The sequence below is a fragment of the Acidovorax sp. GW823-FHT05D11 genome (assembly GCF_058795695.1).
The window spans coordinates 4,455,411-4,474,095 of record NZ_CM179502.1 but is presented as its reverse complement, the minus strand read 5'-3'; the positions used below and the strand labels follow the sequence as shown (position 1 = coordinate 4,474,095).

At 68.9% G+C, this 18,685-nt stretch carries 19 protein-coding genes; 14 read left to right on the top strand and 5 right to left on the bottom strand.

The window, feature by feature from the left end:
• Window positions 1-94 precede the first annotated feature (94 nt).
• Window positions 95-1,585 carry a cryptochrome/photolyase family protein gene (locus AC3RCE_RS20595; RefSeq protein WP_492244544.1) on the bottom strand — a complete coding sequence of 497 codons (1,491 nt, stop codon included), beginning with the start codon at window positions 1,583-1,585 and terminating at the stop codon, window positions 95-97.
• Between the two features lie 21 nt (window positions 1,586-1,606).
• Here AC3RCE_RS20595 and AC3RCE_RS20590 point away from each other — a divergent pair, with 21 nt between their 5' ends.
• The 9 genes from AC3RCE_RS20590 (at window position 1,607) to AC3RCE_RS20550 (ending at window position 8,962) form a co-directional block, all read left to right on the top strand.
• Window positions 1,607-2,206, top strand: a complete 600-nt coding sequence (locus tag AC3RCE_RS20590; protein ID WP_218296023.1) for a YqgE/AlgH family protein — start codon at window positions 1,607-1,609, stop codon at window positions 2,204-2,206.
• A complete protein-coding gene (ruvX, locus tag AC3RCE_RS20585) occupies window positions 2,203-2,622 on the top strand; it encodes a Holliday junction resolvase RuvX (protein ID WP_218296022.1) in 420 nt (139 codons plus the stop codon). Before AC3RCE_RS20590 ends, ruvX begins: the two co-directional genes overlap by 4 nt.
• Complete coding sequence (gene pyrR / locus AC3RCE_RS20580) at window positions 2,619-3,143, top strand: bifunctional pyr operon transcriptional regulator/uracil phosphoribosyltransferase PyrR (protein ID WP_218296021.1); 525 nt, start codon at window positions 2,619-2,621, stop codon at window positions 3,141-3,143. Before ruvX ends, pyrR begins: the two co-directional genes overlap by 4 nt.
• A gap of 2 nt (window positions 3,144-3,145) precedes the next feature.
• Window positions 3,146-4,108 (top strand): aspartate carbamoyltransferase catalytic subunit, encoded by a 963-nt coding sequence (locus tag AC3RCE_RS20575; RefSeq protein ID WP_218339666.1) that lies wholly within the window; start codon window positions 3,146-3,148, stop codon window positions 4,106-4,108.
• Between the two features lie 79 nt (window positions 4,109-4,187).
• Window positions 4,188-5,477 (top strand): dihydroorotase, encoded by a 1,290-nt coding sequence (locus AC3RCE_RS20570; RefSeq protein WP_218296019.1) that lies wholly within the window; start codon window positions 4,188-4,190, stop codon window positions 5,475-5,477.
• A 138-nt stretch (window positions 5,478-5,615) separates the two neighbouring features.
• On the top strand, window positions 5,616-6,353 hold the full coding sequence (locus tag AC3RCE_RS20565; RefSeq protein WP_218339665.1) for a lysophospholipid acyltransferase family protein: 738 nt from the start codon (window positions 5,616-5,618) through the stop codon (window positions 6,351-6,353).
• Between the two features lie 218 nt (window positions 6,354-6,571).
• Window positions 6,572-7,804, top strand: a complete 1,233-nt coding sequence (locus tag AC3RCE_RS20560; RefSeq protein WP_492253827.1) for a Yip1 family protein — start codon at window positions 6,572-6,574, stop codon at window positions 7,802-7,804.
• A 211-nt stretch (window positions 7,805-8,015) separates the two neighbouring features.
• Complete coding sequence (locus AC3RCE_RS20555; RefSeq protein ID WP_492253826.1) at window positions 8,016-8,576, top strand: DUF4166 domain-containing protein; 561 nt, start codon at window positions 8,016-8,018, stop codon at window positions 8,574-8,576.
• Window positions 8,573-8,962 carry a thiol-disulfide oxidoreductase DCC family protein gene (locus AC3RCE_RS20550; RefSeq protein WP_492253825.1) on the top strand — a complete coding sequence of 130 codons (390 nt, stop codon included), beginning with the start codon at window positions 8,573-8,575 and terminating at the stop codon, window positions 8,960-8,962. The genes AC3RCE_RS20555 and AC3RCE_RS20550 overlap by 4 nt, the downstream gene beginning before the upstream one ends.
• A gap of 24 nt (window positions 8,963-8,986) precedes the next feature.
• On the opposite strand, the gene AC3RCE_RS20545 is transcribed toward AC3RCE_RS20550, so the two are convergent.
• Window positions 8,987-10,051, bottom strand: a complete 1,065-nt coding sequence (locus tag AC3RCE_RS20545; protein ID WP_218296014.1) for an ABC transporter ATP-binding protein — start codon at window positions 10,049-10,051, stop codon at window positions 8,987-8,989.
• Between the two features lie 125 nt (window positions 10,052-10,176).
• On the opposite strand from AC3RCE_RS20545, the gene AC3RCE_RS20540 reads away from it, so the two are divergent.
• Window positions 10,177-11,811, top strand: a complete 1,635-nt coding sequence (locus tag AC3RCE_RS20540) for an ABC transporter permease (protein WP_492253824.1) — start codon at window positions 10,177-10,179, stop codon at window positions 11,809-11,811.
• Between the two features lie 94 nt (window positions 11,812-11,905).
• Here AC3RCE_RS20540 and AC3RCE_RS20535 read toward each other — a convergent pair whose 3' ends face one another.
• The 3 genes from AC3RCE_RS20535 to AC3RCE_RS20525 form a co-directional block, all read right to left on the bottom strand.
• Complete coding sequence (locus AC3RCE_RS20535; RefSeq protein WP_492253823.1) at window positions 11,906-12,223, bottom strand: hypothetical protein; 318 nt, start codon at window positions 12,221-12,223, stop codon at window positions 11,906-11,908.
• Between the two features lie 366 nt (window positions 12,224-12,589).
• Window positions 12,590-14,029: an aldehyde dehydrogenase family protein gene (locus AC3RCE_RS20530; RefSeq protein WP_218296011.1), complete on the bottom strand. Its 1,440-nt coding sequence runs from the start codon at window positions 14,027-14,029 to the stop codon at window positions 12,590-12,592.
• 337 nt (window positions 14,030-14,366) lie between these two features.
• Window positions 14,367-15,095, bottom strand: coding sequence for a FadR/GntR family transcriptional regulator (locus AC3RCE_RS20525; RefSeq protein WP_492253822.1), 729 nt, complete (start codon window positions 15,093-15,095; stop codon window positions 14,367-14,369).
• Between the two features lie 128 nt (window positions 15,096-15,223).
• Between AC3RCE_RS20525 and AC3RCE_RS20520 the strand changes: the two genes are divergently transcribed.
• From AC3RCE_RS20520 to AC3RCE_RS20505, 4 genes are all read left to right on the top strand, one after another.
• Window positions 15,224-16,042, top strand: coding sequence for an NAD-dependent epimerase/dehydratase family protein (locus AC3RCE_RS20520; protein ID WP_492253821.1), 819 nt, complete (start codon window positions 15,224-15,226; stop codon window positions 16,040-16,042).
• 8 nt (window positions 16,043-16,050) lie between these two features.
• Entirely contained in the window at window positions 16,051-16,947 is an 897-nt protein-coding gene (locus AC3RCE_RS20515) for an SMP-30/gluconolactonase/LRE family protein (protein ID WP_369643295.1), read from the top strand.
• Window positions 16,948-17,004: 57 nt separating this feature from the next.
• The gene (locus AC3RCE_RS20510) at window positions 17,005-17,982 is read left to right on the top strand and encodes a TRAP transporter substrate-binding protein (RefSeq protein ID WP_218296007.1); all 978 of its coding nucleotides are present in this window, start codon (window positions 17,005-17,007) and stop codon (window positions 17,980-17,982) included.
• Between the two features lie 71 nt (window positions 17,983-18,053).
• Complete coding sequence (locus AC3RCE_RS20505; protein WP_218296006.1) at window positions 18,054-18,542, top strand: TRAP transporter small permease; 489 nt, start codon at window positions 18,054-18,056, stop codon at window positions 18,540-18,542.
• Window positions 18,543-18,685 lie beyond the last annotated feature (143 nt).

The window sequence follows — 18,685 nt, the reverse complement described above, 5'->3', positions numbered from 1 at the left end:
GCGTTGCACCCCCTGAACATGGCAGAGCCGACCGTGTGCGCTATGCCACGCCACGCCGCGCGGGGGCTGGGCCGCGCTGGCGTGGGGCGGCCTCTCAGGCCGCCGCCGAGGTGACCACTGCGTAGCGCTCCAGCGTTCTTTGGCGTGCCGCCGCGTGGTCCACGATCGGCAGGGGGTAGTTCTGGCCAAGTTGCACGGCCGCCTCCTGCAGCTCCAGGGGCCGCGCCGTCCAGGGCGCATGCAGGGCCTTGTCGGGCAATCCGGCGAGCTGCGGCAGGTAGCGGCGGATGAACTTGCCCTGCGGGTCGAACTTTTCGCTCTGGCTGACAGGGTTGAAGATCCGGAAGTACGGCTGCGCATCGCAGCCGCTGGAGCTGGCCCATTGCCATCCCCCATTGTTGGCGGCCAGGTCGAAGTCGTTGAGGTGGGTTGCAAAATAGGCCTCGCCCCGGCGCCAGTCGATCCCCAGGTCCTTCACCAGAAAACTGGCCACCACCATGCGCAGGCGGTTGTGCATGTAGCCCGTCTGGTTGATCTGCGCCATGGCGGCGTCGACCAGCGGGTAGCCGGTGCGGCCCGCGCACCAGGCCGCGAACAGGGCGTCCGCGTGGGGGCCGGTTTCCCAGTCGATGGCGTCGTAGGCCGGCTTGAAGGCATGCCCCACCACGTGCGGGTGGTGGTGCAGGATCTGGAAGTAGAAGTCCCGCCAGATCAGCTCGTTGAGCCAGGTGGCGGCGCCCGGATTGCCCTGGGCCGCGAGCTGGTGGGCCGCGTGCGCCAGCAGGCGCGGCGAGATGGTGCCAAACCGCAGGTGCACGCTCAGGTAGCTCGGGCCCTTGACCGCCGGGAAATCGCGGGTGACCCCATACTGCGCGATGCGGCCCAGAAAGTCGTCGAACAGCTGCCGGGCCCCGCTGGCGCCGGTGGGCAGCCCTGGCTGCGCTGTTGTGCCTGCGGCGGGCACGAAGCCCAGTGCCGCCAGGCCGGGAATGGGCTTGCAGTGTTCCGCGGGCCGGGGCGCCAGCCGGTGCGCGTGGCGCTCCACCGGGTAGCCCGTCAGGTGGAACGCGTCGATCTTCTTCAGCCACGCGTTCTTGTAGGGCGTGAACACGCTGTAGGGCGTGCCGCTCTGTGTCAGCACCTCGCTGCGCTCAAGGATCGTGTGGTCCTTGGACGTGTGGAAGGCCTTGCCCATGGCCGCCAGCCGGGTGCGCACGAGGCTGTCGCGCGCGAGCGCCTGCGGCTCGTCGTCGTGGTTGGCGAACACCGCCTGAACGTTCAGCGCGCGCGCGAATGCGGGAACGGACTCGCTGGCCGCCGCGTGGGCCACGATGAGCCCTCCCTGCGCGTGGCCCGACAGCGCGCGCAGGGCCTCGTCCAGCTCCACCAGCGCCTCCCGGATGAACTCCACGCGCCGGTCGGCCCGGGGCAGGGCATCGAGAATCTCGCGGTCGAAAACGAAGAGGCAATGCACCTGCCGGCACTGCGTCAGCGCGTGGTGCAGGGCCGCCTGGTCATGGGCCCGCAGGTCGCGCCGGAACCAGACAAGGCCGCTGGGGTAGGAAGGCTCTGGAGAGTGCGCCATGTTCACCGTTAAAATTGGCAGATGTCTTCCGATTCTGCGCCCATCAACCTGACGCATCACTTCCTGATCGCGATGCCCGGTCTGGAGGATGAGTCTTTTGCGCGCAGCGTCGTCTACCTGTGCGAACACAGCGAGCGCGGCGCGCTCGGGCTCATCATCAACAAGCCGACCGACATCACGCTCAAGGGACTTTTCGACAAGGTCGACCTGTCCCTGCGTCGGGAGGACCTGAGCCGGGAACCCGTGTTCCAAGGCGGCCCCGTGCAGACCGAGCGCGGCTTCGTGCTGCACGAGCCCATGCTCATGGACACGGCCGAAACGGACGAATCCGCCTACGCTTCCACCATGACCATTCCGGGCGGGCTGGAGATGACGACCTCCAAGGACGTGCTCGAGGCCCTGTCCACGGGCGCGGGGCCCCGCAGGGTGCTCATCACGCTGGGCTACTCGTCGTGGGGCGAGGGCCAGCTCGAGTCCGAGCTGGCCGAAAACGCCTGGCTCACCGTGGCGGCCGACCTGTCGGTGATCTTCGACACCCCGGTGCCCGAGCGCTACGACCGCGCCTTGTCGCTGCTGGGCCTCAAGGCCTGGATGCTGTCGCCCGAGGCGGGGCACGCATGACCGGCTTGCCCGCTCAGCCCGCCGTTCCCGCGCACTTCCAGACCTTTCTTGCTTTCGACTTTGGCCTCAAGCGCACGGGCGTGGCCACGGGCAACCGCATGCTGCGCAGCGCCACGCCGCAAGCCACGATCAAGGCCGAAGGCGACGCGCGTTTTGTTCAGGTCGCGCAGCGCATCAAGGAATGGCAGCCCGACGCGCTGGTGATCGGCGTGCCCTACCACCCCGATGGCGCGAGCCACGAGAACACCGAACGTGCGCTCAAGTTCGGGCGCCAGCTGCGCGGCCGCTTCGGCCTGCCGGTGTTCGAGGTGGACGAGCGCTACAGCACCACCGAGGCCATCGCCGGCGGTGCCAAGGATGCGGACGCCGCTTCGGCCTGCATCATCCTGGAACAGTTTTTGAGGAACCTCCCATGAGCAGCAACCCATCCCCCGGCGCGTCCGGCAGTCTCGTGCTGGATGCCGAGGCCCTGTACCGCGAGCTTTTGCGCGGCGTGCGCAGCCTGTGGACCCCCACGACGCGCCTGGCGGGCATTGCCTCGGGCGGTGCCTGGCTGGCCGAGCGGCTGCAGAAGGACCTGGGCCTGGAGGGCGCGCCCGGCGTGTTGTCTTCCGTGATGCACCGCGACGATTTCGCCCAGCGCGGCCTCTCGGCCAGCGCGCAGACCTCGCTGCCGTTCGACGTGAACGGCGCCGACGTGCTGGTGCTCGACGACGTGCTCTACACGGGCCGCACCATCCGCGCGGTGGTCAATGAGCTGTTCGACTACGGCCGCCCCGCCAGCGTGCGCCTGGCCGTGCTGGTGGACCGGGGCGGGCGCGAGCTGCCCGTGCAGGCCGACTTCGCCGCGGCCCGCGTGGCCCTGCCCGCCGCCCAGTCGCTGGCCCTGGCGCGTGGCGACAGCGGTACCTTCCACTTCCAAGTCAAAGAGGCCTGACCGTGCTGAAGAAGCGCAACCCCCAACTCAACGGCAACGGCGAACTCATCCACCTGCTGTCCATCGAGGGCCTGCCGCGCGACATCGTCACGCACATCCTCGACACGGCCGCCAACTTCGTCTCCGTCAACGACCGCGAGGTCAAGAAGGTGCCGCTCCTGCGCGGCAAGAGCGTGTTCAACCTGTTCTTCGAGAACAGCACGCGCACGCGCACTACGTTCGAGATCGCGGCCAAGCGCCTGTCGGCCGACGTGATCAACCTCGACATCGCGCGCAGCTCGGCCAGCAAAGGCGAATCCCTGCTCGACACCATCGCCAACCTCAGCGCGATGGCGGCTGACATCTTCGTGGTGCGGCACAGCGAATCGGGCGCGCCCTACCTCATCGCCCAGCACGTGGCACCGCATGTGCACGTGATCAACGCGGGCGACGGCCGGCATGCCCATCCCACGCAGGGGCTGCTGGACATGTACACCATCCGTCACTACAAGAAGGATTTTTCCAACCTCACGGTGGCCATCGTGGGCGACGTGCTGCACTCGCGCGTGGCGCGCTCGGACATCCACGGCCTGACCACGCTGGGTTGCGCCGAAGTGCGCGTGGTGGGCCCACGCACCCTGGTGCCGTCGGACATGGCGCAGATGGGCGTGCGTGTGTGCCACACGCTCGAAGAAGGCATCAAGGACGCGGACGTGATCATCACGCTGCGCCTGCAGAACGAGCGCATGAGCGGCGCGCTGCTGCCGTCAAGCCAGGAGTATTTCAAGAGCTTCGGCCTCACGCAGGACAAGCTGCAGCTGGCCAAGCCCGATGCCATCGTGATGCACCCCGGACCGATCAACCGGGGTGTCGAGATCGACTCCGCCGTGGTCGATGGCAAGCAGAGCGTGATCCTGCCGCAGGTGACTTTCGGCATCGCTGTGCGCATGGCCGTCATGTCCATAGTGGCGGGGAACGAGGCGTGATGCCCGGAATGAATACTCCTGTTTTCATAGCTGCTAGCGCTTATCCAATAAGCGCTAGCAGCCAATTTGGCTTCAAATCATGAAGATACTGATCCAGAACGGCCGTGTGATCGACCCCGCTTCGGGCCTCGACCAGACCTGTGACATCGCCATCGCGGCGGGCCGCATCGTCGGCGTCAACCGCGTGCCGCCCGACTTTGCGCCCAAGCGCGTGGTGGACGCCACGGGCTGCATCGTGCTGCCCGGCCTGGTGGACCTGGCCGCGCGCCTGCGCGAGCCCGGCCACGAGCACGAGGGCATGCTCGAATCCGAGATGGCGGCCGCCGTGGCCGGGGGCGTGACCAGCCTGGTGTGCCCGCCCGATACCGACCCCGTGCTCGACGAACCGGGCCTGGTGGAGATGCTCAAGTTCCGTGCCGAGAAGCTGCACCAGTCGCGCCTGTTCCCGCTGGGTGCGCTCACGCGTGGCCTCGCCGGCGAGGTGCTGACCGAGATGGCCGAGTTGACCGAATCGGGCTGCGTGGGCTTCGGCCAGGCCGAAGTGCCCCTGGCCAGCACCCAGGTGCTGCAGCGCGCGCTGCAGTACGCCGCCACCTTTGGCTACACCGTGTGGCTGCGCCCGCAGGAAATGCACCTCGGCAAAGGCGTGGCCGCCAGCGGTGCGCTGGCCACGCGCCTGGGCCTGTCGGGCGTGCCCGTGGCAGCCGAGACCATTGCGCTGCACACCATCTTCGAGCTGCTCAAGACCACCGGTGCGCGCGTGCACCTGTGCCGCCTCAGCAGCGCGGCCGGTGTCGAGCTGGTGCGCCGGGCCAAGGCCGAGGGACTCAACGTGACCTGCGACATCAGCATCAACACGCTGCACCTGACCGAAAACGACATTGGCTTCTTCGACAGCCGTGCGCGCTTGACGCCCCCGCTGCGCCAGCAGCGCGACCGCGATGCCCTGAGCGCGGCGCTACTGGATGGCACCGTCGATGCGCTGGTGTCCGACCACACCCCTGTTGATGAAGACGCCAAGACCCTGCCGTTCGCCGAGGCCGAACCCGGTGCCACGGGCCTGGAGCTGCTGCTGAGCTTGGCGCTCAAGTGGTCGCAGGACAGCGGCGTGCCGCTCGTGCGCGCGCTGGCCACGGTCACGTCCGAACCCGCGCGCGTGCTGGGCAGTGCCCTGGGCACGCTGCAGGCCAGCGTGGGCCAGATCGTCGAAGGCGGCGTGGGCGACCTGTGCATCTTCGACCCCCAGGCCGCGTGGACCGTGCAGGACGATGCGCTGCGCAGCCAGGGCAAGCACACGCCGTTTTCCGGCTACGAGCTGCCAGGCCGGGTGCGCATGACGCTGGTGGGCGGGCAGGTGGCGTACGGGTGACCCCCCTGTGCCGCTTTGCGCCATCCCCCGAGGGGGACGCCACCGGTGGTCCGGCAGGGCCGGTTCCACGGTGGCACCCGCATCGGCCAGGCCCGTTGCGTGGGCCATGGGCATGGCGAATCGCCACGGACGGCTGAGATGAGGCACCTGCGCGCCTGCTGGCGCCTGCTGCGCCTGCTGGGCCACATCGCCAAGGGGCTGGCCATCGTGGCGCTGCGTTTTCCGGCGCTGTCGCCCGATCAGCAGCATGCGCGGGTGCAGGTGTGGTCGCTGCAACTGCTGGCCCATGCCGGCATCAGCCTGCGCATCGTGGGGCAGCCGCCAGTGGCGGGGCCGGTGATGCTGGTCGCGAACCACATCTCGTGGCTTGACATTCCCGTGATGCACGCGGCCAGGCATTGCCGCTTCGTGTCCAAGTCCGACGTGCAGGGCTGGCCGCTGATCGGCACGCTGGCCACCGCCGCCGGCACCCTCTACATCGAGCGTAGTTCGCGCCGCGATGCGCTGCGCATGGTGCGGTCCATGCACGAGGCGCTGGAGCGCGGCGAGGTGCTCGCGGTGTTTCCCGAGGGCACCACGGGCGATGGCCGCGAGATGCTGCCGTTTCATGCCAACCTGCTGCAGGCCGCCGTCACCGCCAGCGCGCCGGTGCAGCCCGTGGGCCTGCGCTTTGCCGACAGGGCCACCGGCGCCACCAGTTTCGCGCCCAGCTACATCGGCGACGAGACCCTGGTGGGCTCGATCTGGCGCACGCTGTGCGCGCCGTCCATCGATGCCGTGGTGCACTACGGCGACCCGCAGCCGGCCGAAGGCCGCGACCGGCGCGCATGGGCGCAGCACCTGCACGACACCGTCGACCAGTTGCGGAAAACCTGAGGCGGCGGCAGCTTCGGGCGGGCCAGGCGCGCCGCTCCTCCCGCGTGCGCGGCGCGCAAGCGGGGTGGTTCTGCGGCCCAAAAACGTGCATATTCCACGTTTGCGGCGGCGACGGTGTGGCAACAGCGCCCAATTGCGGGCAATTTCCCGTATCGTCCGCGTCTTTCGGCCTGCGGCACGGCGGCAGCAGGCACCACTCACACTGCCGGGAGGGCACCATGAACCTGATTGAGCGCGCCAAGAGCATTCTTCTGCAACCCAAGGAGACCTGGGTCGCCATCGAATCCGAATCCACCGATGCGGCGACCCTCTTCACCCGCTACTACATGATCCTGGCCGCGATCCCGGTGGTCTGCGGCTTCATCGGCCTGTCGCTGATCGGCTTCGGCGGCTTTGGCGTGACCGTTCGCGTGCCCCTGGTTTCCGGCCTGGTGAACATGGTGGTGTCGTACGTGCTCAGCCTGGTGGGCGTGTTCGTGCTCGCGCTCATCATTGATGCGCTCGCCCCTGCGTTCGGGGGGCAGAAGAACCAGATCCAGGCCCTCAAGGTGGCGGTCTATGCCAGCACGGCCGCCATGCTGGGCGGGGTGTTCAGCCTGCTGCCGGCGCTGGCCATGCTGGGTTTGCTGGCGGCGCTGTATTCCATCTACCTGCTCTACACCGGCCTGCCCGTGCTGATGAAGAGCGCACCGGAGAAGTCGGTGACATACACCGTGGTCGTCATCATCGCGGCCATCGTCATGGGCGTGGTCATCGGTGCCGTCAGCTCGGTCTTCATGCCCGGTGGCGGAAGCCTGTTCGGCGGCGCCGCGGCGCCTGCCGTCACCCTGAACACGCCCAAGGGGCAGGTGTCCATCGACACCGCCGGCCTGGAAGCTGCCGGCAAGAAGATGGAAGAAGCCGCGCGCCAGCTGGAGCAGGCCCAGAAGGGCCAGGACCCCGCCGCCATCGCGGCCGCCACCGGCAAGGCCGCAGCGGCCGCGGCGGGCGCGCTGGGGGGAGGCCAGGCCATTGCCGCGCAATCGCTCAAGGCCGCGCTGCCCGAAAGCCTGGGGGGCCTGCCGCGCACCGGCTTCGACGTGCAGGACGGCGCGGCGCTGGGCCTGCCCACCAGCCAGGCCAGCGCGCAATACGGCAGCGACAGCAAGCAGGTGCGCCTGGAGATCACCGACATCGGCGGCCTGGGCCAGATGGCGGTGATGGCCATGGGCATGGCCCAGGGCGAGAAGGAAGACCAGACCAGCGCCGAGAAGACGTGGCAGGAGGGCGGCCGCACGCTGCACCAGCGCTACGAGAAGGACGGCAGCCATGCCGAGTTCAAGGCCATCCTGAAGAACGGGCTGGTGGTCAGCGTCGAGGGCGACCACATGGGCGTCAAGGACTTGCGGGGCATCCTGGGCCAGGTGGACCTCAATGGCCTGGAGGGCCTGCAGCGCAAGGGCAAGTCCTGACGCCCCGGCGTACGCGGCGCACGCCCCGGGCATGGGCACCGTGCCCCCTGCACAGGCAAGCCGGCACGCGCCGGCTTTTTTTCGTGTCCGGGCCTGCGAAGCAACCGGTGTCCGCGCGCTAGACTGGCGGGCAGGCGCGGGCCCTGCCGGTTCGTTTCCCTTGCCGGTGCGGCCGGACGCTGCGTGCCGCCAGATCTTCCAGCCCCTTCCCATGCCTGCTCCCACCCTTGCTTCCCTGTACCAGCGCGCCATGGGCCCGGCCTTCGGGCGCCTGGCGCCTGCGCTGGCGCGGTTTCACAGCCTGTCGGGCCGGCACAGGCTTCGGGGCAAGGTGGTAGTCGAGGCTCCGGCGGGCGCGATGGGCCGCCTGCTCGCGTGGGCGCTGGGGGCGCCGCTGCGCCCGGTCCAGGGCGACATCGTCTTCGAGCTGGATGCCACCCCCGGCGCCGAGGTGTGGACGCGTTGCTTCCCCGCGCGGACCATGCGCTCCACCCTGCGCGAATCCGGCGGCCGGGTGGTGGAGCATCTGGGGGCCGCGCGGCTGGGCTTCGTGCTCGATGAACAGCAGGGCCGGCTGATCATGCGCTTGCAGCACCTGCATTTCCTGGGCATCCCTTGCCCCGCGTGGCTGCGCCCGCGCGTGGTGGCCGAGGAGACCGGGCGGGGCGATACCCTGCATTTCCACGTGCAGGCCACCGTGCCGTGGGTGGGGCGGGTGGTTCACTACCGGGGCCACCTGGTCGTGCCAGCCACCGAGAGGCTTCCTCCATGATCGTGGTGTTCGACGCGCAGTGCCTGCTGTGCAACGGCTGGGTGCGGTTCCTGCTGCGGCACGACCGCGCGGGGCGCATCCGTTTCGCCTCCATGCAGGGCGCCACCGGCCGGCGGCTGCTGGCCGGCGCGGGCCTGCAGGTGGATGGGCTGCGGACCCTGCTCGTCATCGAGGGTGGCCGCAACTGGCAGCACACGGCGGCCATCCTGCGCGTGCTGCACCGCCTGGGGTGGCCCTGGCGCCTGGCCTGGTTGGGATGGCTGGTGCCCGCGCCCGTGCGCGACGCGCTCTACCGCCGGGTGGCGCGCAATCGCTACCGGATATGGGGGCGCTCCAAGACCTGCCTGGTGCCCGCGCCCGGGATGGCCGCACGGTTCCTGGACTGACGCGGCATCGGGCCGCGCACGCCGTCACTCGCGGGGGAAGGTCACCACATGGTCCACCTGCGCGCGGATGCCGATCCATTCGCCCAGGGCGTGGTCGTGGTGGCTGGGCACGTGGGCCAGCATGGTCTGGCCGCTGGCCAGGCGCAGCGTGTAGAGGAATTCGGCGCCCCGGAACGACTTGCGCACGATCTGCGCCTGCACCGGCGCATCGTCGTCGTGCACGATGTCGTCGGCGCGCAGCAGCACATCGCATTCGCCGCCGGGGTAGCTGCCGGGCAGGGGGCATTCGTCCAGGTCGGTCAGTTCGCCCAGGGGCGTTTGCGCCACCACGTTGTTGCCGCGCTGCACCAGCGTGGCGGGGGCGAACACGCCGTGCCCGATGAAGTCGGCCACGAAGCGCGTGGCGGGGCGGTGGTACAGGGTGTACGCGTCGTCCCACTGGTGCAGGCGGCCCTCGTGCATCACGCCGATCACATCGCCGATGGCAAAGGCCTCGAACTGGTCGTGCGTGACGAACAGCGCCGTGGCGCCCGCGGCCTTCAGGATGCCGCGCACCTCGTGCGCGAGGCGCTCGCGCAGGTCCACGTCGAGGTTGGAGAAGGGCTCGTCCAGCAGCATGAGCTGCGGGCGCGGCGCCAGGGCGCGTGCCAGCGCCACGCGCTGTTGCTGGCCTCCGGAGAGTTCGTGCGGAAAGCGGTTCTCGCTGCCTTCCAGCCCCACCAGCTGAAGCACCTCGGTCACGCGCGCGGCCTGCTCGGCCCGGGGCAGCGCGTGGATGCCGAACGCCACGTTGCGGCCCACCGACAGGTGCGGAAACAGGGCGTAGTCCTGGAACACCATGCCGATGCGCCGCAGTTCGGGCGGCACGCTCAGCGCGGCACTGCTCACGAGGCCCTTGGTCAGCCGGATTTCGCCGCCGCTCACCGGCTCCAGCCCCGCCACCGCGCGCAGCAGCGTCGTCTTGCCGCAGCCCGAGGGGCCGATCAGCACGCCGATATCGCCTGCGTGCAGGCCCAGCGTGACACCTTGCACCGCGGCCTGCGCACGGCCCGCATAGCGCACTTCGAGTTGGGAGACCTCAAGAAACATGTCTGCATTTTATGGGGTAGGGGAGTGAATGCTTAAAATTCGCATTTGCATTCCTGAGCGTTGCCCGGTTGCCGTCCGTGCGGGTGTGCGTTTTCTTCCCACCCCCTCTGCCGAGCTCCCGCCCCTTGCGCCGCACGCCCTTCGCCTTTCGCACCATTCCCCTGGTCCTGTTCGCAGGCTTTCTGGCATTGCCCGTGCTGGCGGTGCTGGCCTCGTGGCTTCCGTTCTCGCCCTCGGGCCAGGGCGACGCCCAGGCCGGGGCCATCCTGCGCGAGATGGCCGCCACCGTGCTGCCCGGCTATGTGTGGACCACATTGCAGCTGAGCGTGATGGTGGCGCTGGGCGCCGCCATCGTGGGCACTAGCGCCGCGGCGGCCGTGACGCTGTTCGACTTTCCCGGCCGCCGCACCCTGGAGTGGCTGCTGCTGCTGCCGCTGGCCATGCCCGCCTATGTGACGGCCTACGCATACACCGACTTCCTGCAGTTCAGCGGCCCCCTGCAGGTGGGCCTGCGCAGCACCTTTGGCCTCGAAGGCCGCCTCCTGCCCGAAGTGCGCAGCCTGGGCGGCGCGGTGTGGGTGTTCATCTTCTCGCTGTACCCGTATGTCTACCTGCTGGCGCGCACGGCGCTGGGCGAGCGTGCCGCGCACCTCATGGAGGCCGCGCGTCTGCTGGGCGCGCCGCTGCCGCGCCGCATCCGCGCGGTGGCCCTGCCGCTGGCGCGCCCCGCCGTCGCCGCCGGCGTGGCGCTGGTGCTGATGGAAACCCTGGCCGACTTCGGCGTGGCGAGCTATTTCGGCATCCAGACCTTCACCACCGGCATCTACAAGGCCTGGCTGTCCATGGACAACCGCCTGGCGGCCGCGCAACTGGCCACCATGCTGCTGGTGGTGGTGATGGTGCTGCTGCACATGGAGCACCGTGCGCAAAAGCGCATGCGTTTTGCCACCGGCGGCGGGCGAGCGGGCTCGGCCGAGGCGCAGCCCCTGGCGCTGCGCGGAGCGCGCCGCTGGGCGGCATGGGCGGTCTGCACGGTGCCGGTGGTCATGGGTTTCGTGGCGCCAGTGGCCTTCATGCTGCGGCCGCTGGCGGCCGACTGGTCGGTGCTGCCGTGGGAGCGCTTCATGGAATGGGCCTGGCACAGCGTGCGCCTGGGCGGCATCACGGCCGCGCTGGCGGTGGCCATCGCGCTGGCGCTGGCCTTTGCGGTGCGCCGCCAGCCCGACCCCGTCACGCGCGGCGTGGTGCAGCTGGCCAGCGTCGGCTATGCGGTGCCGGGCGCCGTCATCGTGGTGGGCCTGCTGCTGCCCGTGGGCTGGCTGCAGGCGGCCATGCCGCAGTGGGGCGTGGGCGCGCTCGTCACCGCCACGGCGTTTGGCATCGTCTGGGCCTACCTCGTGCGGTTCTGCGCGGTGGCCCTGCAGTCCATGCAGAGCGGCTACGCGCGCATTCCGCTCAGCCTGGACGACTCGGCCCGCATGCTGGGTGTCGGCAGCCGCGGGCTGCTGGCGCGCGTGCACTGGCCGCTGCTCAAGCGTTCCACCGCCGCCGCCGCGCTGCTGGTGTTCGTGGACGTGATGAAGGAGCTGCCCGCCACGATGGTGCTGCGCCCCTTCAACAGCGACACCCTCGCCGTGGTGGCCTACCAGCTGGCGCGCGACGAGCGGCTGGGCGAGGCGGCCTTGCCGTCGCTGGCGCTGGTGGCGGTGGGGCTGGTTCCCGTGATTTTGCTCAGCCGCACCCTGCGCAGCCGGGCCTGAGACCGTCAGCATGTTCCGGTCATCTGCGCAATGAACAAAGCCGCCCGAGGGCGGCTTTGTTCATGGGGCCTGTGAGCAGTGCCCGGGCACTCGTTCATTCGCTCCAGTCGGCGTGCTTCTCGCACAGCTTGTTGGTTTCCTTGCCCTTGCGGGTTTCGGAGAAGGTCACCAGGTTGCCCTTGAAGTCCTCGGGCGTTTCGTTCCACATGCAGGTGCACCACGCCTGGGCCTTGGTCTGGCCCTTGATGGGGCTGGCTTCGTTGCCGCCCTGGTAGACCTTGGCGGAATGGCTCAGGCACTGGCGAAACTGCGCGTCGCCCGCGGGTGGGCGGTTGTAGTCATCTGCGGCGTGCACCGCGCTGCTGGCCGAAAGAGCAAGGGCCAGGGCGGCGAAGAGGGGGGAGATTTTCATGGCGCAGATTCCCCGTGCGGGGGATGAAGAAGAGAGGGCAGGGATGGACACTGCCGCCCGTGAAACAAGGCGGCATCGTCAGTGTAACCATTGGATACATTTTTGGAGTCCGCCCTGCGGCTTTATCTTTGCCGGGCCCTGCCGCGTGGCGGCTTGCAGACGGTGGGCGTGCCGCCCCTGGCATGTTCTCGCACCCGGTTGCCGGGCGCGCCGCCACCAGCATGGGCATTGTTTGCTATCAATAGAATAGCTGTCAGCGCTTTACTCATGAGCGCTTGCGAGCCATTTTGCTCAAAACCCGGCGGGTGGTGCGCCGTGCCCGCGCACCACCGTCCGCAAGGCCGGTGATGCGGGAAGGCCCCCGGTTCAGGCCTGCGTGTAGGCGGTCTTCACCGTCGTGTAGAACTCGGCGGCGTAGCGGCCCTGCTCGCGCGGGCCGTAGCTGCTGCTCTTGCGGCCGCCGAACGGCACGTGGTAGTCCACGCCCGCCGTGGGCAGGTTCACCATCACCATGCCGGCTTGCGCGTGGCGCTTGAAGTGCGTGGCGTGCTTGAGGCTGGTGGTGGCGATGCCGCTGGCCAGGCCGAAGGGCGTGTCGTTGGCCAGGGCCAGCGCTTCGTCGTAGTTCTTCGCGCGCAACACGCTCACCACGGGGCCGAAGATCTCTTCGCGGTTGATGCGCATGCCGGGCGTGGTCTCGGTGAACAGGGCCGGGCGCAGGTAGAAGCCGGGTGCGCCGTCGGCGTTCTTCTCCAGGGCCTCGCCGCCGTAGGCGAGCTTGGCGCCTTCCTGCCGGCCGATGCCGATGTATTCCAGGTCCTGCGCCAGCTGGCGGTCGTCCACCACGGGGCCGATGTCGGTGCCGGCCTTGCGCGCGTCGTCCACCTTCAGGGTCTTCATCTTCTCGACCATGGCGGCCACGAAACGGTCGTGGATGCCCTCGGTCACGATCACGCGGCTGCTGGCGGTGCAGCGCTGGCCGGTGGAGAAGAAGCCGCTGTTGACGGCCGCGCCCACGGCCACGGCCAGGTCGGCGTCGTCCAGCACCACGAAGGGGTTCTTGCCGCCCATCTCCAGCTGCACCTTGGCGCCGCGCGGCACGCAGGCCGCCGCCACGCGCTGGCCCGTGCCCACCGATCCGGTGAAGCTCACGCCCGCGATGCGCTCATCTTCCAGCAGCACCTGGCCCACGTCCGAGCCGCGGCCCATCACCAGATTGAACACGCCGGCCGGCAGGCCCGCGCGGTGCAGGATGTCGGCCAGCGCCCAGGCGGAGCCGGGCACCACTTCGGCGGGCTTGAACACCACGCAGTTGCCATAGGCCAGTGCCGGGGCGATCTTCCAGGCCGGGATGGCGATGGGGAAGTTCCACGGCGTGATGATGCCGATCACCCCCAGGGGCTCGCGCGTGATCTCGATGCCCACGCCGGGGCGCACGGACGGCATCACTTCGCCACCGGGGCGCAGCGCCTCGCCGGCGAAGAACTTGAAGATGGCGGCCGCGCGGCCCACTTCGCCAATCGCCTCGGGCAGGGTCTTGCCTTCTTCGCGTGCCAGCAGGTCACCGAGCTCGGCCTTGCGGGCGATGATCTCGTTGCCCACCGCGTCCAGGATGTCAAAACGCTGCTGGGGCGTGGACACGCTCCAGGCCGGGAAGGCCGCGTGGGCTGCCGACACGGCCTCCAGCGCCTGCTCGCGACTGGCCACGGCGTAGTCGCCGATCACGTCGCGGGTGTCCGAGGGGTTGGTGTTGCTATAGGTGCGGACGCCGTCTGTCCAGGCGCCGCCGATCAGGTTTGCATGCATGGCTGTGGTGGGTTGGTGAGTGAAGTGAAAAGGGTGTGCGGAAGGCAGTGCCTGCCCTCGGCGGAATGCCGCACCGCGCCCAGGGCCCGTGGCGGGGCGCCGACGGGCTGTGGCTGCGCAGCGTACCGCAAGGCCGGGTGGCGGTGGCGCGGCGCGGGCAGCTCGCCCGCAGGTGCCCGCCGCCATCTGCCATCGTGCGGCCAAGGGGCTTGAAAGTCTTGTTGTATGTCATCGTACAACATTTGAGACCTCTCAGACCTGCGGGTTAGTACTGATGAGACAACCGGGCACTTCGCATCTGGCAGAGGAGAGGGCCGATGCCCACGGCGCGGGCGCGTCAACTCGCCTCGGCCTGCGCGCGCCGCCTGCGCTCGCGGCTGTTGGCCAGATGGGTGCGCATGGCGGCCCGCGCGGCGTCGGGGTCCTGGCCCACGATGGCGTCGTAGATGCTTTCGTGTTCGCCATTGACGCGGCGCAGGTACTGGCGCCGTTCATCGTCCCCCGAATCCGGTGAGGCCAGCCGCGCGCGCGGGATGATCATGCTGCCCAGCGTGCCCATCAGTTCGGTGAAATGGCTGTTCTGCGTGGCGCGCGCAATTTCCAGGTGGAACTGGAAATCCGCCGCCACCGCGTCGCGGCCGGCATCCACGGCGGCGGCCACCGCATCAAGCGCCTCGCGCATGGCCTTCAGGTTGGCCTCGGTGCGGCGCTGGGCGGCCAATGCGGCCGCCTCGGTTTCCACGCCGATGCGCAGCTCCAGCACCGCGATCACGTCGCGCAGCGTGCTGAACTGGTCGGGGGTGATCTTGAAGCCCGGTGCCTGCCCCAGCCCCAGCACAAAGGTGCCGATGCCGTGCCGTGTTTCCACCAGGCCGGAGGCCTGCAGCTTGGAAATCGCCTCGCGCACGACGGTGCGGCTGACGCTGAACTCGGCCATGATGGCCGCTTCGGTGGGGAGCTTGTCGCCCAGTGCCAGGCTGCCATCGCGGATGCGGTCCCCCAGGGAATCGACCAGTTCCAGGGCCAGGGTGCGGGGCTTGCGGCGAAGCGCGGTATCGGTGTTCATCTCTTGGTGTTATCCCTATGTGGCGCCGTGGGGAGAAGCAGTACATTGCATTTTTGTTGTACGACAACTGATGACGTTCAACAGAATCTGTTGCCACTGTACCAAGAACCCCCGCCTTTGTAACCGCCATGCCTTGCCATCCCACCCCCATCCGTTTCCAACGCTTGTTACTGACCGGGGCGGCCGGGGGGCTGGGGCGCGAGCTGCGCACGCGCCTGAAAGCCTACTGCGGCACCTTGCGCCTGTCCGACGTGGCCGACCTGGGCCAGGAAGGCGCGGGGGAAGAGGTGCGCCCCGCGCGGCTGGAGGATGCCGGTGCCATGCTCGCGCTCCTGGAGGGCGTCGACGCCGTGGTGCACCTGGGCGGCGTGTCCACCGAACAGCCCTGGGAGCCGATCCTGCAGGCCAACATCATCGGTGCCTACAACCTGTATGAGGCGGCGCGCAAGCAGGGCGTCAAGCGGGTGGTGTTCGCCAGTTCCAACCACGTCACCGGCTTCTACCGGCAAGACGAGGTGGTGGGCCTCAAGGACCCGGCCCGGCCCGACGGCCTGTACGGCCTGTCCAAGGCGTTTGGCGAAGACCTCTCCCGTTTTTACTTCGACCGCCATGGCATCGAGACGGTGTGCCTGCGCATCGGCTCCTCGTTCCCGGAACCCCGCAACCGCCGGATGCTCGCCACCTGGATGAGCTATGACGACCTGGAGCGCCTGGTGGTCGCCAGCCTGACCGCTCCGGTGGTGGGCCACAGCACCATCTACGGCATGGGCGACAACACCACCACCTGGTGGGACAACACGCTGGCGCGCCACATCGGCTACCGGCCGCAGGACAGCTCCGAGCCCTTCCGCGCCAAGGTCGAGGCGGCCGACCCGCACCCCGACCTGACCGACCCCGCCGTGATCTACCAGGGCGGCCCGTTCGTGCGCACGGGTCCTTTCGAATGAGCGCCCCGATGACGCCCCCCGTGGACCTGCTGCTGCCCGACCACCGCGACCAGGTGGGCGAAAGCCCCGTCTGGAGCCCCGCCGAGCAGGCGCTCTACTGGGTGGACATCGAAGGCCGCCAGCTGCACCGCTGGACCTATGCGGACCAGCGCGTGCAAAGCTGGGAGACGGTGGAGCGCCCCGCCTGCATCGCGCTGCATGCGGCCGGCGGGCTGATCGCAGGCATGGACACGGGCGTCTTTCACCTGCAGCCCCAAGTGGGGGGCACCCTGGCCGCCACCCTGCTGGCCGGCGTGGACCACCCCCGGCCCGGCATGCGCTTCAACGACGGCCGCTGCGACCGCCAGGGCCGCTTCTGGGCGGGCACCATGGTGCGCGACATGTCGCTGGCGCAGGCCGCGGGCAGCCTGTACCGCATGGACGGACAGCGCGGCCTGTCGGCACCGCAGGTGCAGGGACTGGTCACGCAGAACGGCCTGGGCTTCAGCCCCGACGGCAAGACCCTGTACCTGAGCGACAGCCACCCGAGCGTGCAGCAGATCTGGCAGCTGCCATTGCACGACGATGGGTCCCTGGGCGAACGCTCGCTGTTCGTGGACATGCGCGATCTGCCCGGCCGGCCCGACGGCGGCGCGGTGGATGCCGACGGCTGCTACTGGATCTGCGGCAACGACGCCGGCGTGGTGCACCGCTTCACGCCCGACGGCCGCCTGGACCGGTCCATCGCCGTGCCCACCAGCAAGCCCTCGATGTGCAGCTTCGGCGGCCCGGGGCTGGACGTGCTGTTCATCACCTCCATCCGCCCCGGGCAGCCCCAGGGCGACGACGTGGCGCTGGGCGGCGCCATTTTTGCCACCCGCCCCGGCGTGGCGGGGTTGCCGGAAACACCCTATCGGAGCGCCTGAAGACAACAGGCTTCGGAACTCTCCCCCATTCACAACACTTCAACCCAGGAGACAACCATGAAAATTCCCCAATTGATGGGCCGCGTGGCGTTTGCCGCCAGCATCGTGCTCGGCGGCCTCACCGCGCAGGCCACGGAATTCCGCTCGTCGGACATCCACCCCGAGGACTACCCCACCGTGCTGGCCGTGCGCCACATGGGCGAGACGCTGTCCAAGGCCACGGGCGGCAAGCACAGCATCAAGGTGTACGCCAAGGGCTCCCTGGGCATCGAGAAGGACACCATCGAGCAGACCAAGCTGGGCGCCATCGCCATGACGCGCGTGAACGTCGCGCCCATGAACAACATTTGCCCCGCCACCATGGTGCCCACCATGCCCTTCCTGTTCCGCGACAAGGAACACATGCGCAAGGTCCTCGACGGAGCCATCGGCGACGAGATCCTGAAGGACTGCGAATCGCAGGGCTTCGTGGGCCTGGCCTTCTACGACAGCGGCGCGCGCTCGATCTACACCGTGAAGAAGCCCGTCAAGACCCTGGCCGACGTCAAGGGCCTGAAGGTGCGCGTGCAGCAGAGCGACCTGTGGGTGTCCCTGCTCGAAGCCATGGGCGCCAACGCCACCCCCATGCCCTTCGGCGAGGTCTACACCGCGCTCAAGACCGGCCTGGTGGACGCCGCCGAAAACAACTACCCCAGCTACGAAAGCTCGCGCCACTTCGAAGTGGCCAAGTACTTCAACAAGACCGAGCACTCGATGGCGCCCGAGATCCTGCTGTTCAGCAAGCGCGTGTGGGACACGCTGAGCGCCGACGACCAGAAGGCCATCCGCGCCGCCGCCAAGGAATCGGTGGGCTTCATGCGCAAGATCTGGGACGAGCGTGAAGAAAAGTCCCTGGCCACCGTCAAGGCCGGCGGCGCGCAGATCGTGGAGATCGACAAGGCGGCCTTCAAGACGGCGATGAAGCCGGTGTATGACAAGTTCCTGAAGGACCCCAAGCTCCAGGACATGGTCAAGCGCATCGACGCGGTGCAGTAATCCTGGCGTTCCATGCCGCAGGGCCGTGCGTCCTGCGGCGGGTCCCTCCTTCCGTCTTCCGAATGTTCTCTATGTACACGCGTCTTTGCGCCTTCATCGCGCGCTCTTGTCTGCAACTGGGGGTGGCGGGGCTGGTGCTGCTGGTCTGCGCCGTGCTTTACCAGGTCATCGGCCGCTACATCTTCAACAACACGCCGACCTGGGCCGAAAGCGGCGCGGTGCTGCTGGTGTTGTACGTCACCATGCTGGGCATGGCGGTGGGTGTGCGTGACGCGGGCCATATCGGCCTCGAATCGTTCCTGGTACTGGCGCCCGACTGGCTGCGCCACAAGCTGGAAATCGTGATCCACGTGCTGGTGCTGGTCTTCGGCGTGGTCATGGCCTGGAACTGCGGCGTGCTGGCCGAGTCCGTGGCGCCCTACAAGATTCCCACGCTCGGCATCTCCGAAGCGTTCAAGTACGTTCCCCCCGCGCTCGCTGGCGTGCTGGTGGCGATGTTCTCCCTGGAGCACATCATCGCCCTGGTCCGCGGGACAGAGGTCGAGCCCGCCTGGCATTGAGATGAAGCACACCCCCCTGAGCGCTTTCAGCGCTTCCCCCGCTCTCGCATGGCTGCGCCACGCGGGCAGGGGGACGCAGCCCTCGCTGCGGGGCGGCCCTGGCTCGGCTGCCCTGGCCTGGGTCACGCCCGCCGCATGCGGAG

Bases quoted from the DNA above. Each gene is read 5' to 3' on its own strand.
- AC3RCE_RS20595 (WP_492244544.1), bottom strand. From the start codon at position 1,585: ATGGCGCACTCTCCAGAGCCTTCCTACCCCAGCGGCCTTGTCTGGTTC.
- AC3RCE_RS20590 (WP_218296023.1), top strand. From the start codon at position 1,607: ATGTCTTCCGATTCTGCGCCCATCAACCTGACGCATCACTTCCTGATC.
- ruvX (WP_218296022.1), top strand. From the start codon at position 2,203: ATGACCGGCTTGCCCGCTCAGCCCGCCGTTCCCGCGCACTTCCAGACC.
- pyrR (WP_218296021.1), top strand. From the start codon at position 2,619: ATGAGCAGCAACCCATCCCCCGGCGCGTCCGGCAGTCTCGTGCTGGAT.
- AC3RCE_RS20570 (WP_218296019.1), top strand. From the start codon at position 4,188: ATGAAGATACTGATCCAGAACGGCCGTGTGATCGACCCCGCTTCGGGC.
- AC3RCE_RS20565 (WP_218339665.1), top strand. From the start codon at position 5,616: ATGAGGCACCTGCGCGCCTGCTGGCGCCTGCTGCGCCTGCTGGGCCAC.
- AC3RCE_RS20560 (WP_492253827.1), top strand. From the start codon at position 6,572: ATGAACCTGATTGAGCGCGCCAAGAGCATTCTTCTGCAACCCAAGGAG.
- AC3RCE_RS20555 (WP_492253826.1), top strand. From the start codon at position 8,016: ATGCCTGCTCCCACCCTTGCTTCCCTGTACCAGCGCGCCATGGGCCCG.
- AC3RCE_RS20550 (WP_492253825.1), top strand. From the start codon at position 8,573: ATGATCGTGGTGTTCGACGCGCAGTGCCTGCTGTGCAACGGCTGGGTG.
- AC3RCE_RS20545 (WP_218296014.1), bottom strand. From the start codon at position 10,051: ATGTTTCTTGAGGTCTCCCAACTCGAAGTGCGCTATGCGGGCCGTGCG.
- AC3RCE_RS20535 (WP_492253823.1), bottom strand. From the start codon at position 12,223: ATGAAAATCTCCCCCCTCTTCGCCGCCCTGGCCCTTGCTCTTTCGGCC.
- AC3RCE_RS20530 (WP_218296011.1), bottom strand. From the start codon at position 14,029: ATGCATGCAAACCTGATCGGCGGCGCCTGGACAGACGGCGTCCGCACC.
- AC3RCE_RS20525 (WP_492253822.1), bottom strand. From the start codon at position 15,095: ATGAACACCGATACCGCGCTTCGCCGCAAGCCCCGCACCCTGGCCCTG.
- AC3RCE_RS20520 (WP_492253821.1), top strand. From the start codon at position 15,224: ATGCCTTGCCATCCCACCCCCATCCGTTTCCAACGCTTGTTACTGACC.
- AC3RCE_RS20515 (WP_369643295.1), top strand. From the start codon at position 16,051: ATGACGCCCCCCGTGGACCTGCTGCTGCCCGACCACCGCGACCAGGTG.
- AC3RCE_RS20510 (WP_218296007.1), top strand. From the start codon at position 17,005: ATGAAAATTCCCCAATTGATGGGCCGCGTGGCGTTTGCCGCCAGCATC.
- AC3RCE_RS20505 (WP_218296006.1), top strand. From the start codon at position 18,054: ATGTACACGCGTCTTTGCGCCTTCATCGCGCGCTCTTGTCTGCAACTG.